This is a genomic window from Pseudomonas sp. D47 (genome assembly GCF_045447305.1).
In the GTDB taxonomy this organism is placed as follows: domain Bacteria; phylum Pseudomonadota; class Gammaproteobacteria; order Pseudomonadales; family Pseudomonadaceae; genus Aquipseudomonas.
Genome location: NZ_JBJGXU010000004.1, coordinates 68,201 through 82,988 on the forward strand (window position 1 = coordinate 68,201; position 14,788 = coordinate 82,988).

The following is a 14,788-nucleotide window of genomic DNA, read 5'->3' on the forward strand; positions in this document are numbered from 1 at the left end:
GTTATGCACCGGGGTAATTCTGACCATACCGACCTCGCATTCAATGAAATAGAAACAGAAAAATCAGAGATGTCCGGTGGTCCGGTGCATATACCCTAAGCGTGTTAAATTTTTAAATAAACTAACTTATAGGAATATGCATAGAAGGGCTGTCACCCAGGTTCGCACGGTGAACCGGGTTGGCGCGGTTGGTAGGTCGACGCGGCCCTGGCCGGGCGGGGCGGCGTCTGTGGAGAGCAGGTGGCAATGGTCAGGCTGCGCACCGGTGCCCAGCGTGAATTATTACCGACACGGTCAAGGATGCAGTACGTCACGTCCAGGCGGCTGTCGTCGCCCGCTTCGATGATCACCGTTGAGGGCACCCATACGTGTACCGCCAGGCCGACGCCTTTGGCTTGGATTGTCGGCAGGTCCAGACGCACGTCACCCCACCGCAGGGTAATGGCGTCGCCGCTTGCCATATTCAGGTACGGCTCGATGGTCAGCGGAATACCGCGCCGTACCTGGCTGCCATTGATGCCGTAGCGTCGGATCGTGTCGGGCAGGCTCACAGGCGCGAGGTTCTGGTTTTCGTCGCGCAAGAGCGCCGAAGGCTGGCCCCCTGGGTAGTTGGTTTTTACCTGCACGTGCGTGATGGCTGAGCATGCCGGGCCGTGGCCGATCTGCATGACTTGGTAGTGAACCTGCGCCAGTCCGTCCAGCACAAAACTTTCCGGAACCCGCAGGCGTGTGGGTGTGCCGATTTTGCACGCGGTCACGCGCCGAGCGTCGGCAAAGCAGTTGTTCCAGAACAACTCGATCAGGTCGCCTTCCTCCATGCCGGGGTAGGGGGCGATGTCCACCTGCAGTTGGGTGGCGGCGAGGGCATTGATGCCATGTGGATGAGCCTGTGGCAGGGTCGGGGCGGTGAGCAGGGCCGGGGTTGCAGTGCGCGTCATAAGTAATCTCCTTGATGCAGCCAGCAGCAATCGTTCCGGCGCCCGTGGCGCGGTTGTGCGCAGGGTGCCGAAAGGAACGATTCAGTGAATAGCCGGGATAGGATCCAATCCTCTGGGCGCTAGATAAGAGGGTTGGCCGGGGGGCGTCAATGGCGGCAAAGGGCTAAACGGCGGGTTGGGGTAGATTCAGACGAGTCTGACGAGGCGGGGGATTTTGAGGCGGGTACAGCGGTGATTTTTATGCGTTGCAATGAGGATTTCGTGTAGGAGCGGCTTATTGTGACGAGGGAGCTTGCACCCGCTGTAGCGCGAAGCGCTCCCAAGATTTTGGGGCGGCTACGCAGCCCAGCGGGAGCAAGCTCCCTCGCCACAGTGCGGGCCTGCTCTGAGGAAATTAATGAGCCAGAAACTTGCTCAAGAACTGCTTGGTTCGTTCTTCCTTGGGGTTGGCAAACAACGCCTTGGCTTCTCCCTGTTCCACGATCACGCCCTTGTCGAAGAAGATCACCCGGTTGGCTACATCGCGGGCAAAGCTCATTTCGTGGGTGACGATAACCATGGTGCGGTTTTCTTCGGCCAGGCTGCGGATGGTCGCCAGCACTTCGCCGACCAACTCCGGGTCGAGGGCCGAGGTGGGTTCGTCGAACAGGATCACCTCCGGCTCCATGGCCAGTGCACGGGCAATCGCCACCCGCTGTTGCTGGCCGCCGGACAAGCGCCTCGGGTAAGACTCTTCTTTACCCGCCAGGCCGACTCTGGCCAGCAGCTTGCGACCCAGCGCAATCGCGGCCTCGCGCGGCATCTTCTTGACCACGATCGGGCCTTCGATGACGTTTTCCAGCGCGGTGCGGTGCGGGAACAGGTTGAAGTTCTGGAACACAAAACCCACGTGCTGGCGCAAGCGCCGCACCAGGCCTTGTTGCTGGTTGAGCGGCTTGTTGCTGTCGATCTCGATGTCACCCACCTTGATGCGGCCGCTGGTGGGTTCTTCGAGGAAATTCAGGCAGCGCAGGAAGGTGGTCTTGCCGGAACCGCTGGGGCCAATGATGGCGACCACTTCGCCCTCCTTGACCTCAAGGTCGATCCCGTTGAGCACCACCTGACCTTTGAATTGTTTGGTCAGTTTTTCAACCACGATCATGCTTCAAGACTCCAGGTCATGCCGGTTGACCCGGTCTTCCAGACGATTTTGAAAATGCGCCAGGATGCTCGCCAGTACCCAGTAGATCAGAGCGGCGGACAGATACATGGTGAAAATTTCGAAGGTACGCGCCGACACCAGTTGCGCCTGGCGAAACAGCTCCGGCACCTGAATGGTGGCGGCCAGCGCCGTGTCCTTGACCAGCGAAATAAAGCTGTTGCCCAACGGCGGCAATGCCGTGCGCATGGCCTGCGGCAGGATGGCCCGGCGCAGGGTCTGCGCGCGGGTCATGCCGATACTGGCTGCCGCTTCCCACTGGCCGCGCTCGATGGAGCTGATCGCGGCGCGCAGGATTTCACAGGCATAAGCGGCCATGTTCAGCGAGAAGCCGATCATGGCGGCCGGAATCGGGTCCAGCTCGATGCCCACTTGCGGCAAGCCGTAGTAGATCAAAAACAGCTGCACCAGCAAGGGCGTGCCGCGAAAGAACGACACATAGACGCGGGCAATCCAACTGACCAGCTTGAAGCGTGACAACCGCATCAGGGCCAGGCCGAAGCCCAGCAGCAGGCCGAAGAACATTCCGCCCAGGCTAAGAATCACCGTGTAGTACGCGCCCTTGAGCAGAAAGGGCGCGGAGTCCAGCGCGAGTTGGAAACCTGCTTCCATTATTGAGTGACGTCAGCGTTGAAGTACTTCTCGGACAGCTTCTTCAAGGTGCCGTCGGCGCGCAGCTTGTCGAGGGCCTTGTTCACCGCGTCGAGCAGTTCAGGCTCGCCTTTGCGCAGGGCAATACCGGCTTCCTGACGGGAGAAGGCATCACCGGCTGCTGCGGTGTCCGGGGCTTTCTTGGCGTACTCAAGTGCCGCCAGGCGGTCGATCAGGATGGCGTCGATACGACCGATGCGCAGGTCCTGGAACTTGGTTGGGTCATCGTTGTAGGTCTTGATGATGGCTTTAGGTTGGTTGTCCTTGAGCCATTGTTCGTAGTTGGTGCCCAGGCCTACGCCGACTTTTTTGCCGGCCAAGTCGTCGGCAGTCTTGATGGTGTCGACGTTTTTCTTCAGCACCAGCGCCTGAATACCGGAAACGGTGTAGGGCTTGGAGAAGTCGTACTTCTTTTGGCGCTCTTCGGAGATGGTCACTTGGTTGATCACGGCGTCCAGGCGCTTGGACTCCAGGGCCGCGAGGATGCCGTCCCACGGCGTGGCTTGCAGCTTGACCTTCACTCCCAGCTCCTTGGCCAGCGCTTCGGACAGCTCCACTTCGAAACCGCTGAGCTTGCCGCTCTCATCGACAAAGCTGAACGGCGGGTAGGTGCCTTCCAGGCCGATCTTGATCTCGCCGGCTTTCTTGATGTTGCCCAGCTGCTCACCAGCGATGGCTTGGCCCATCAGGCCAGCCCCGAGTGCCAAGCCCAATGTGCCAACCAGCAACGTGCGACGCAATACAGAAATAGTCATGAACAGCCCCTGTGTTTTTATGGTGAGCGAAGCAGGTGACGCAGTAGTCGTATCCTGCCTTAAAGCGCGAAGCGCGTCTTCGCCTTCGGCGCGACTATAAAGCGAGTTTTTAAGACTTGAAAATAATATAAATATAATTTTTTATGCTTTTTTAGAATATGCCATTCAATCTAATGTGGGAGCAGGCAAGCCAGCTCCCACATGTGGTCCGTGTTCAGTCCGTTAGAACAGAGTCATAAGCAAACAACGCCGGCGCCCCGCCGGTATGCAGGAAAATAATCGGACCGTCCTCAAACCGCTGCCGCCCGATGCCATCCAGCAAACCGGCCATGGCTTTGCCCGTGTAGACCGGGTCCAACAGCAGGCCTTCCTGGCTCGCCAATAGCTTGACCGCAGCGAGGGTGCCGGCGTTCGGTTCGCCGTAGCGCGGGCCGAAATATTCGTCCCACAAAATCACGTTGAACGCCTCGGGGATATCCACGCCGAGCAATTCGGCGGTGCGTTCGGCCAGGCCCTGCACTTTCGGGAACTGAGCTTGCTCGGTGCGCGACACCGTAATGCCCACCACCGGCAAATTCGGCAGCACTTCACTCAAGGCCAGGGCGAGGCCGCTGTGGGTGCCGGCACTGCCCGAGGCGAGTACCACAGCGGCGAATTCGATCCCGCTGTCTTCGATCTGCCCGGCCAGTTCCAGCCCGGCGCGTACATAGCCGAGGGCGCCGAGAGCATTGGAACCGCCGATAGGCACCAGGTACGGCTTTTTACCGTTGCTGCGCAGGCGATCGGCGAGGGCGTTGAGTTGCTCGTCGACGTTGTCGAGGTTCTCGACCAATTCAACCTTGGCGTCGAACAGCTCCAGCAGCAGGCGGTTGCCGTTGGCCAGGTAGTTAGGGTCTTCGGTACCGGTGGGGTTTTCCAGCAGCGCAACGCAGCCCAGGCCGAGCTTGGCGGCCAGCGCAGCGGTTTGGCGCACGTGGTTGGACTGGATGGCGCCGGCAGTTACCAAAGTGTCGGCACCCTGGGCGATGGCATCGGCGGCCAGGTATTCAAGTTTGCGCAGTTTGTTGCCGCCCATGGCCAGCGGCGTGGTGTCGTCGCGTTTGACGTAGATGTCCCTGCCCAGCCAGGCCGACAGCCGCTCGAGTTTTTCCAGGGCAGTGGCGCCGCCCAGCAGTTCCAGGCGGTTAAAACGGTCGAGCTGTTGTTTGATCATGGCTACGCACGGTGGCTAAGTGATTGGGCGACTATAGGCAGGCACTTTTCATCGGGCAACCGCCAATCGCTTATTCCGTCTGGTTCTTTGCATCACACCATTGGTTCTTAAGGGCGGCCAGGGTGCATACCGTAAAGTGATGGCCATTACGTCAGGAGTGAATACCGTGAGTGAGCGTTCCAGCCATTGGCAATTGCAGACCATCGTCAGCCAACTGCGCGGCGCCCGGGACCAGTGGCGTACGCGCAATGGCCGCTTGAGTGGCGAGCACGGCGGCCGAGAGTTGCCGTCGCGCGAGGCGGTGGCGCAGATTCTTGAGTCGCTGTGCGGCGCGCTGTTTCCGATGCGCCTGGGGCCGGTGGACTTGCGTGAGGAAAGTGAAGATTTCTACGTCGGCCATACCCTCGACGTCGCCTTGAATGCCTTGCTCGGCCAGGCGCGCCTGGAGCTGCGCTACGCCGCACGCCAGGGCGGCGAGGATGACAGCGCGGTCGACGCCCTGGCCATCCGCCTGATCCAGGACTTTGCCCTGGCCTTGCCTTCCCTGCGCAGCCTGCTGGACACCGACGTGTTGGCCGCCTACCACGGCGACCCGGCCGCCCGCAGTGTGGATGAAGTGCTGCTGTGCTACCCGGGGATCCTGGCGGTGATTCACCATCGCCTGGCGCACCACTTATATCGCGCCGGGTTGCCACTGCTGGCGCGGATCAGCGCGGAGATTGCCCACTCGGCCACCGGCATCGACATTCACCCCGGCGCGCAGATCGGCCCGAGTTTCTTTATCGACCACGGCACGGGTGTGGTGATTGGCGAAACCGCGATCATCGGCGAGCGAGTGCGCATTTATCAGGCGGTGACCTTGGGCGCCAAGCGCTTCCCGGCGGATGAGGACGGGCAGTTGCAGAAGGGCCATCCACGCCATCCGATTGTTGAGGACGATGTGGTGATTTATGCCGGGGCGACGATCCTGGGGCGAATTACCATCGGCAAGGGCTCGACGATTGGCGGCAATGTGTGGCTAACCCGCAGCGTGCCGGCGGGGGCGAATATTACCCAGGCGAATTTGCAGCATGAGGATGGGGTGCAGAAGTAGTGCTTGAGCCACACACCCGATCCAATGTGGGAGCTGAATTGCCTGCGGTAGCGGTATGTCTGATCCGCCGCCATCGCAGGCAAGCCAGCCCCCACATTGGGCTGCATTTCAAATTTGAACCGGTTTTCACTCAGCCATCGCTGAACGATTTGCCATCTCCACCCGTCATACCAATCCTTGAGCTAGTGTAGGAATTGTCTACCGCTCAGCCCTGCGATTAGTCCCAGACCGCCTATCCATGTTTAACTTGAATGTTCGTTCAAGTTAAACCGGTGGTTCGCTGCCCGCTCACAACAGGAGGCTTACCTTTGCTGAGTCCGTTATTTACAGCCACATCCCACACCGTAGGGGTGCATCGTTCATGAGTGCATCGTCCACCCCATCCAGCGGCATGGTGCGCATGAATGCGCCCGTTTTCTACTTTGCCGCCAGCTTCATCCTGCTATTTGGCATCACGGTCATCGCGATCCCGCAACAGGCCGGTGCCTGGCTGCTGGCCGCGCAAAACTGGGCGGCCAACACGGTCGGCTGGTATTACATGCTGGCGATGACCCTGTATCTGGTCTTCGTGGTGGTCACCGCGCTATCGGGCTACGGCAAGATAAAACTCGGTGCCGACCACGACGAACCCGAATTCAGTTACCTGTCCTGGGCCGGCATGCTGTTCGCCGCTGGGATCAGCATCACGCTGTTTTTCTTCTGTGTGTCCGAGCCGCTGACGCACCTGGTGCAACCGCCTCAGGGCGCGCCGATGAACGCCGATGCTGCCCGCCAGGCCATGCAGATCCTGTTTCTGCACTGGGGCCTGCACGGCTGGGGCGTGTTCGCCTTTGTCGGCATGGCCCTGGCGTATTTCGCCTACCGGCATAACCTGCCGCTGGCGTTGCGCTCGGCGCTTTACCCGCTGATTGGTAAGCGCATCAATGGCCCTATCGGCTACGCGGTGGATGGCTTCGGCATCATCGCCACGGTGTTTGGCCTCGGCGCCGACATGGGCTTTGGTGTGTTGCACCTCAACTCCGGGCTGGATTACCTGTTCGGCATTGCCCACACCCAGTGGATCCAGGTCGGCCTGATCACGCTGATGATGGGCGCCGCGATCCTCGTCGCCGTTGCTGGCGTCGACAAGGGCGTGCGGGTGATGTCCGACATCAACATGCTGCTGGCTTGCGCGCTGCTGCTGTTTGTATTGTTCGCCGGGCCCACCCAGCACTTGCTCAACACCCTGATCCAGAACATCGGTGACTACCTCGGCGCCTTGCCGACCAAGAGTTTCGATGTGTACGCCTACGACAAACCCAGCGACTGGCTGGGCGGTTGGACGGTGTTCTACTGGGCCTGGTGGATCGCATGGTCGCCGTTCGTGGGCCTGTTTATCGCGCGTATTTCCCGTGGCCGCACCATCCGCGAGTTCGTCTTCGGCGTGCTGCTGATCCCGCTCGGCTTCACGCTGGCGTGGATGTCGATCTTTGGCAACAGTGCCATCGACCAAGTGCTCAACCACGGCATGACCGCGCTCGGCCAGTCGGCCATTGATGACCCGTCGATGAGCCTCTACCTGCTGCTGGAAACCTACCCGTGGAGCAAGACGGTCATCGCGGTCACGGTGTTTATCAGCTTCGTGTTCTTCGTCACCTCAGCCGACTCCGGCACCGTGGTGCTGTCGACCCTGTCGTCCAAAGGCGGCAACGCCGATGAAGACGGGCCGAAATGGCTACGCGTGTTCTGGGGCGCGATGACTGCATTGGTCACCAGTGCCTTGCTGTTCGCCGGCAGTATCGACTCGCTGAAATCCGCGGTGGTGCTGACCTCGTTGCCGTTCTCGCTGATCCTGCTGCTGATGATGTGGGGGCTGCACAAGGCGTTCTACCTCGAATCGCAAAAGCAGATCGCCCAGATGCATTCCCTCGCGCCGGTGTCCGGTTCACGCAAAGGCACGGGCGGTTGGCGCCAGCGTCTGACCCAGGCCGTGCATTTCCCGTCGCGCGATGAGGTGTACCGGTTCCTTGAAACCACGGTGCGCCCGGCGATCGAAGAAGTGACGGCGGTGTTTGTCGAAAAAGGCCTCAACGTCGTCACCCAGCCCGACCCGTCCAACGACAGCGTCAGCCTGGAAATCGGCCACGGCGAAGAGCATCCGTTCGTGTATCAGGTGCAGATGCGTGGCTATTTCACGCCGTCCTTTGCACGCGGTGGCATGGGCTCTAAGCAGCTCAACAACCGTCGCTATTATCGGGCGGAAGTGCACTTGAGTGAGGGCAGCCAGGACTACGACTTGGTGGGCTACACCAAGGAGCAGATCATCAACGACATCCTCGACCAGTACGAGCGTCACCTGCAGTTCCTGCACCTGGTGCGCTAGTCCCCTGTGCTCGCCCGTGATCGCATCAGCTCGGTGTTTGAGATACACCGAGTTGCCTGCATCGCGGGCAAGCCCGCGCCCACAAAAAAGCCCGCAAAGCCCCGTCCTACGGGGCTTTCTTAAATTTAATTTCATTCGCTCAAGCCCCGGTTTGACGCGCAACTGTCATCTGGCCACTGCGTAATTGTGTGAAGCGTTTGACGTTTTCATTTCAGAACAGTGACGGAGACCGGTAACAATGAAGACGTTAATAAGCCCCATGGTGGGTGTCGCCATGGCGAGCTTTATGCTGTCCGCCCACGCCGATTTTATTGACGACAGCCACGCCGATGTGACCTTGCTCAACCGCTACCTCAACCAGCAAGGGCGTGATGTGGTGAACAGCAACGCCAAGGCCCACAGCGTGCGTGATTGGGGCCAGGGTTTCGAGTTCAACTTCAAGTCCGGCTACACCGATGGGCCGGTCGGGTTTGGTCTGGACTTGCAGGCGTTCTACGGCTTGAAACTGGACTCCGGTGGTGACCTCAACGACAAGGATCACCAGGGCCGTTACCCCGGCAGCATGTTCCCGCTGGACGACGGCAAATCCGCCGACCAGTTTGGCGTGCTGAGCCCCACGTTCAAGATGCGCTTCGCCAAGGATGAGCTGCGCGTGGGCACGCTGTACGGCAACAACCCAGTGTTGGCCAACACTGACGGGCGCCTGTACCAGCAGACCAATACCGGTGTGCAACTGGTGTCCAAGGACCTCAGCGACTTCACCTTTACCGGTGGCGATATCTTCAAGACCAAGATTCGCAACGAAACCGGCGACCAGGGCATGATCACCGCCGGCGGTACCCAAGAAAGTGATCGCTTCCTGTTCGGCGGTGCGGACTACACCGGCATCCAGAACACCACCGTCAGCCTGTGGTATTCCAACCTTGAGGATTACTACCAGCAGTTCTTCCTCGGCGCCAAGCGTCATGACGCATTGTCTGTGGGCGCGATCGACACCGACGTGCGGGTGTTCCGCAGCCTCGGTGTGGGCGCCAACGCCGATGGCGACAAGGACTTTGCCGGGGCCGGCCTCTACGGTGACGGCACCAGCAAAGGCCGCATCAACCAGACCACCGCCAGCTTGCTTGAGAGCTACAGCCTGGACGGCCATACCGTGGGCCTTGGCATCCAGAAAAACAGCGGCGACAGTGACTTCCCGTACCTCGATTCCGGCCTGAACAGCGGTGACGCGCGCCAGGGTCCAGGCTCAGGCGCCGACACCCCGGCACTGACCAACATGCAGTTGAACAAATTCCAGCACGCGGGCGAACGCACCTGGCTTGCGCAGTACAAATATGACTTCGGCAAACTCGGCCTCGCTGGCCTGACGTTCTCCGCCGCCTATGCCCACGGCGATGACATCCGCACTGCACAAGGCACCACCAGCGAATGGGAACGCAACATTGCGGTGGCCTACCAAGTACCGACCGGCACCCTCAAAGGGCTTGGCGTGACCTGGAAAAACGCGCACGCCAGCCCGGACATTACCGGTGCCACCGTGCAAGATGAAAATCGCTTCTATGTCAGCTATGTCGTTCCACTCTGGTAGGTAATTGCTGTAAAACGGAAGGGCATAGTTAAGCGATTCAGCGGGTTAAAAGGCCTGGGAATATCGTTATTCCCAGGCCTTATTTGCCCTAAGCCCAGAGAGGATTCGATGACGTATATTGCTGCCGAAAACCGCTATGAATCTATTCCCTATCGCCGCGTAGGCCGCAGTGGATTGGTGCTACCTGCACTGTCCTTGGGGCTGTGGCACAACTTTGGCGACAGCACCCCAATCGACACCCAGCGCGCTTTGCTGCGCACCGCGTTCGACCTGGGGATCAACCACTTCGACCTGGCCAACAACTATGGCCCGCCCTACGGCAGTGCCGAGATCAACTTCGGCCGTTTGCTGCGCGAAGACTTCAAGCACTACCGCGATGAATTGATCATCTCCAGCAAAGCCGGTTGGGACATGTGGCCCGGCCCTTACGGCCAGGGCGGCGGTTCGCGCAAATACATACTGGCGAGCCTGGACCAGAGCCTGCAACGCCTGGGCGTCGACTACGTGGATATTTTCTACTCCCACCGTTTTGACCCCGACACCCCGCTGGAAGAAACCGCCAGCGCCCTCGCTACCGCCGTGCAACAAGGCAAGGCGTTGTACATCGGTATCTCGTCTTATTCAGGCGTGAAAACCCGTGAAATCGCAGCCTTGCTCAACGAGTGGAAAGTGCCGCTGCTGATCCACCAGCCGGCCTACAACCTGCTTAACCGCTGGGTGGAAAAAGACCTGCTGGAGACCACCGAAGAACTCGGTGCCGGGGTGATTGCGTTCACGCCGCTGGCCCAGGGTTTGCTCACTGACAAGTACCTCAATGGCGTGCCGGCGGATGCGCGGGTTAACCGCCCGGGTGGCGGCTCGTTACAGGCCAAGCACCTGTCCGAAGCCAACATCGCCCACGTGCGTGCGCTGAATGAAATCGCCAAGCGTCGCGGTCAGAGTTTGGCGCAACTGGCGCTGGCCTGGACCCTGCGTGACCCACGGGTGACCAGTGCGCTGATCGGCGCAAGCCGGCCGGAGCAGATCATCGAGAACGTCGGAGCGTTGAAGAACTTGAGCTTCAGCGTGGAAGAGCTGGCGGAGATTGATCGGTTTGCGCAGGAAGGTGGGATTAACCTTTGGGAGAAGCCATCCACCGCTGAATAACCCACCACATTGTTCCCACGCTCTGCGTGGGAATGCCCCCTGTGACGCTCCGCGTCACGGCTCTAGAAGCAGGCTGCGTTCCCACGCAGAGCGTGGGAACGATCTAGCAGGCATAACTCGGTCAATGTGGGAGCGGGCTTGCCCGCGATGACGGTGTTTCAGCCGATGAAGATATTGGCTGACCCACCGCTATCGCAGCGATGCGGCGACTCGACAAGCCAGCTCCCACAGTTGATTTGCGGTGTGGCTTAGAAGGGTACGTCGCCCAAAATCGTCGTCCGATGCATCACCCGCCGCTGCGGCCGGTAGTCATCCACCGCGTAATGCTGGGTCACGCGGTTATCCCAGAACGCGACGTCATTCTCCTGCCAGCGCCAGCGAATGGTGAATTCGGGGCGGGTCGCGTGGGCGAACAGCAGCTTCAAAATCGCTTCGCTTTCGGCCGGTTCCAGCTCGTTGATCTTGGTGGTAAACCCATCGCTGACAAACAGCGACTTGCGCCCACTCACCGGATGCGTGCGCACCACCGGGTGTGACAGCGGGGGGTTTTTCTTGCGGGTTTCTTCCCAGCGGGCCAAGTCCTTGGCGGTGTTGCCAAAGCGCTCCAGCGGGAAGGATTTGGTGAAGTCGTGGGTGGCAGTCAATCCGTCGAGCAGCCGCTTGAGCGGCGCCGACAGCGCCTCATACGCTGCAATCCCGCTGGCCCACAGCGTATCGCCGCCAAACGCCGGCAACAGCTTGGCACTCAGTACCGCGCCGAGGGCCGGAGTGGGCAGGAAGGTCACGTCGGTGTGCCACACCGCGTTGTCGCGCACGTCGGTGACGGCGGTGTCGAGGATCAGCACTTCGGGCTGTTCCGGCACGTTGGGGTAAATCGGATGAATATGCAGGTCGCCAAAATTCGCCGCGAACCGCGCCTGTTGCTGCGGGTTGATGGCTTGGTCTCTGAAGAACAGCACCGAGTGCTTGAGCAACGCCTGCTCGATGGCGTCGCGTTCTTCAAGGTTCAGCGGCTGGGTGATATCGACGCCACTGATCAGGGCGCCCAAGGCGGTGCTTATTGGCGTAACGGTCAGGCTGCTCATGCGGTTCTCACTCAGTGTGCCTGGCCATGCCAAGGCACTAATTTACGCTGCAGGGCACGCAGGCCCATTTCCATGGCGAAGGCGATCAGGGCGATCACCAGAATCCCCAGCACCACCACATCGGTGACCAGGAACTGCGCCGCCGACTGCACCATGAAGCCCAGGCCGCTGGTGGCTGCGATCAGCTCGGCGGCGACCAATGTCGACCAGCCCACACCCAGGCCGATGCGCACACCGGTGAGAATGTCGGGCAGGGCACTCGGCAGGATTACATGGCGAATCAGCTGGGCACGGGTGGCGCCCAACGACTGCGCGGCACGCAGCTTGGCGGGGTCGACGGTGCGCACGCCAGTCGCAGTGGCGATGGCGATGGGCGCAAAGATCGCCAGGTAAATCAGCAGCACCTTGGACAGCTCGCCGATGCCGCACCAGATCACGATCAGCGGCAAGTAGGCCAAGGGCGGAATCGGCCGGTAAAACTCGATCAGCGGGTCGAGAATGCCGCGCGCGATGCGGTTGGAACCGATGGCAATGCCCACCGGCACGGCGGTCAGCACCGCAAAACCGAGGCCCAGGCCGATACGCTGCAGGCTTGCGCCCAAGTGCTGCCACAAGGTGGAGTCCATGTAGCCGGAGGTCGCCAGCAGCCAGCCTTTTTGCAGCACAGCGGACGGCGGTGGCAGGAACAACGGTTCGATCAAGCCGGTGGCGGTCACCGCCCACCAGATCGCCAGCAAGACGACCAAGGTGAGTACGCTGACCCAACGTGTGCTCAGGCTGCGACGCACCGGAATAACCGCGTGCGCTGCCGGCTTGGCGGCGGTGGCGGGGAGTTCGTAGCTGCTCATGCGGACACCTGCCGTTGCGAGAACACTTTGCTCAGCACGTGTTCGCGGGTTTCGATAAAGCGCGGGTCGGACTTGATCGCCCGCGCCGATTCACCGGCGGCGTAGCGCTGGCCGAAGTCCAGGTGCAGTCGCTCGACGATCTGGCCGGGGTTGGGCGCCAGCAGGATCAAATCGGTGGCGAGGAACACCGCTTCTTCAATGTCGTGGGTAATCAGGAACACCGGCTTGGCCGTGCGCCGCCAGACTTGCAGGAGCAATTCCTGCATTTGTTCGCGGGTGAAAGCATCGAGGGCGCCGAAGGGTTCGTCCATCAGCAACACGCGCGGGTCGGCCGCCAGGGCGCGGGCCAGGCCCACACGTTGCTTTTGGCCGCCGGAAAGCTGCCAGATGCGCCGGCTGCCGAAACCCGCCAGGTCGACCAGCGCGAGCATTTCCCGGGCGCGCACTTCGCGTTGCGCCTTGGGCACGCCAGCCAGTTCGAGGCCGAAGCCGACGTTAGCCAGTACGTCCTGCCAGGGCAGCAGGGCGTCGTCCTGGAACACCACGCCGCGCTCGGCGCTTGGGCCTTTGACCGGCACGCCATCGAGGGTGATGCGCCCGGCAGAGGGTTCAACAAAGCCGGCAATCAGGTTCAACAGCGAAGTCTTGCCACTGCCGGACGGGCCCAGGGCCACCAGCAATTGCTGGGGCCCAAGGTCCAGTGAAATGTCAGACAGTACCGGTTCTGTGGCGCCTGGGTACTGTGCGCTGATGCGCTCCAGTTGTAGCAAGGCCATCGCAATGAACTCCTGAATCAGTTGGTGATGAACTTGGCGCTGACGTACGGGGCGTAGTCCGGCAGCACGGCGTCGACCTTGCCTTGTTCCTTGAGGAACACGGCGGTGTCGGTCACAGCCTTGGTGGTCGGTGCGCCCAGCAAGGTCACTTGGTCAGCAGCCAGCGGGTAGACGTTGCCTTGCAGCAGCAGTGGGATGTCACTGGCCTTGGCGCCGGAGAGCTTCACCAGCTTGTCGACGTTGCCTTTATCGGCGAGCCAGGCTTGTGGGTCTTTGCGGTACGCGGCGTAGGCATCTAGAGTGACTTTGGCGAAGGCCGTGACGATTTCCGGGTGCTTGTCGGCGAAATCCTTACGCACGATCCACGCATCGAAGGTCGGCGCGCCGAACTTGGCCAGTTCGCCGGAGGTGATCAGCACCTTGCCGTTTTCCTTGGCCACGCCTAAGGCTGGGTCCCACACGTAGGTGGCGTCGATGTCACCGCGTTTCCACGCGGCGATGATTGCCGGCGGCGCGAGGTTGAGGATGGTCACTTTCGCGGGGTCGATGTTCCAGTGCTTCAACGCGGCCAACAGGCTGTAGTGGCCGGTGGACACGAACGGCACGGCGATCTTTTTGCCGATCAGGTCCTGCGGGCTGTTGATCCCTGAACCGTTGCGCGCCACCAAAGCTTCGGCGCCGCCGATTTGGGTGGCCACGAGGAACGTTTCCACTGGAACTTTGCGGGTAACGGCAGCGGTCAGCGGGCTGGAACCGAGGTAGCCGATTTGCACGTCGCCGGAGGCGATGGCGGCGATGATGTCGGCGCCATTGTCGAATTTGCGCCAGTCGATCTTGGCGTTGGTGGCTTTTTCATACGCGCCGTCGGCCTGGGCGACTTTCGCCGGGTCCACGGTGGTCTGGTAAGCGATCGTCACATCCGCCGCCTGGGCAAACAGGCTGGCACCGGCCAGGGACAATGCGGCCAAGAGGCGCAGAGGGGTTAAACGTTTCAAGGGGAAGCTCCTCAATCAGGCGGCCGAGGGTCGGCGTGTGAGGAGACTAAATGATCTAAGAATCCGAAAATAAATAACCTTTTCGAATTAGCTTATTAGGATAAGAGTGAATGCTGATGTTGAGGGCGCATCGGCCAAAT

General features: G+C 60.7%; 13 protein-coding genes. 4 read left to right on the plus strand and 9 right to left on the minus strand.

Features of this window, described 5'->3' with window-relative positions; all coding sequences use genetic code 11:
• Nucleotides 1–152 precede the first annotated feature (152 nt).
• The 5 genes from ACI77I_RS05120 to ACI77I_RS05140 all read right to left on the minus strand — a co-directional run bounded on the left by ACI77I_RS05120 (nt 153) and on the right by ACI77I_RS05140 (nt 4,755).
• Complete coding sequence (locus ACI77I_RS05120; protein ID WP_094950862.1) at nt 153–938, minus strand: hypothetical protein; 786 nt, start codon at nt 936–938, stop codon at nt 153–155.
• Between the two features lie 394 nt (nt 939–1,332).
• On the minus strand, nt 1,333–2,079 hold the full coding sequence (gene tcyN, locus ACI77I_RS05125; RefSeq protein ID WP_083355796.1) for an L-cystine ABC transporter ATP-binding protein TcyN: 747 nt from the start codon (nt 2,077–2,079) through the stop codon (nt 1,333–1,335).
• Nucleotides 2,080–2,082: 3 nt separating this feature from the next.
• Nucleotides 2,083–2,748, minus strand: coding sequence for a cystine ABC transporter permease (gene tcyL, locus ACI77I_RS05130; protein WP_242153899.1), 666 nt, complete (start codon nt 2,746–2,748; stop codon nt 2,083–2,085).
• Nucleotides 2,748–3,542 carry a cystine ABC transporter substrate-binding protein gene (gene tcyJ, locus ACI77I_RS05135; protein WP_094950864.1) on the minus strand — a complete coding sequence of 265 codons (795 nt, stop codon included), beginning with the start codon at nt 3,540–3,542 and terminating at the stop codon, nt 2,748–2,750. Before tcyJ ends, tcyL begins: the two co-directional genes overlap by 1 nt.
• 214 nt (nt 3,543–3,756) lie before the next feature.
• Nucleotides 3,757–4,755 carry a D-cysteine desulfhydrase gene (locus tag ACI77I_RS05140; RefSeq protein ID WP_094950865.1) on the minus strand — a complete coding sequence of 333 codons (999 nt, stop codon included), beginning with the start codon at nt 4,753–4,755 and terminating at the stop codon, nt 3,757–3,759.
• Nucleotides 4,756–4,921: 166 nt separating this feature from the next.
• On the opposite strand from ACI77I_RS05140, the gene epsC reads away from it, so the two are divergent.
• From epsC to mgrA, 4 genes are all read left to right on the plus strand, one after another.
• Complete coding sequence (gene epsC / locus ACI77I_RS05145) at nt 4,922–5,848, plus strand: serine O-acetyltransferase EpsC (protein ID WP_406997081.1); 927 nt, start codon at nt 4,922–4,924, stop codon at nt 5,846–5,848.
• Nucleotides 5,849–6,248: 400 nt separating this feature from the next.
• The gene (betT, locus tag ACI77I_RS05150) at nt 6,249–8,210 is read left to right on the plus strand and encodes a choline transporter BetT (protein ID WP_176462930.1); all 1,962 of its coding nucleotides are present in this window, start codon (nt 6,249–6,251) and stop codon (nt 8,208–8,210) included.
• A 259-nt stretch (nt 8,211–8,469) separates the two neighbouring features.
• Nucleotides 8,470–9,798: an OprD family outer membrane porin gene (locus ACI77I_RS05155; RefSeq protein WP_094950868.1), complete on the plus strand. Its 1,329-nt coding sequence runs from the start codon at nt 8,470–8,472 to the stop codon at nt 9,796–9,798.
• A gap of 108 nt (nt 9,799–9,906) precedes the next feature.
• Nucleotides 9,907–10,944, plus strand: a complete 1,038-nt coding sequence (mgrA, locus tag ACI77I_RS05160; protein WP_094950869.1) for an L-glyceraldehyde 3-phosphate reductase — start codon at nt 9,907–9,909, stop codon at nt 10,942–10,944.
• A 248-nt stretch (nt 10,945–11,192) separates the two neighbouring features.
• Here the strand turns inward: mgrA and tauD are convergent, their stop codons facing one another.
• The 4 genes from tauD to tauA are packed head-to-tail and all read right to left on the minus strand — an operon-like array spanning nt 11,193 to nt 14,648.
• Nucleotides 11,193–12,029, minus strand: a complete 837-nt coding sequence (tauD, locus tag ACI77I_RS05165; RefSeq protein ID WP_406997082.1) for a taurine dioxygenase — start codon at nt 12,027–12,029, stop codon at nt 11,193–11,195.
• 11 nt (nt 12,030–12,040) lie between these two features.
• Complete coding sequence (gene tauC, locus ACI77I_RS05170) at nt 12,041–12,877, minus strand: taurine ABC transporter permease TauC (protein WP_406997083.1); 837 nt, start codon at nt 12,875–12,877, stop codon at nt 12,041–12,043.
• The gene (tauB, locus tag ACI77I_RS05175) at nt 12,874–13,653 is read right to left on the minus strand and encodes a taurine ABC transporter ATP-binding subunit (RefSeq protein WP_094950872.1); all 780 of its coding nucleotides are present in this window, start codon (nt 13,651–13,653) and stop codon (nt 12,874–12,876) included. Before tauB ends, tauC begins: the two co-directional genes overlap by 4 nt.
• Nucleotides 13,654–13,670: 17 nt before the next feature.
• Complete coding sequence (tauA, locus tag ACI77I_RS05180) at nt 13,671–14,648, minus strand: taurine ABC transporter substrate-binding protein (protein WP_406997084.1); 978 nt, start codon at nt 14,646–14,648, stop codon at nt 13,671–13,673.
• Nucleotides 14,649–14,788 lie beyond the last annotated feature (140 nt).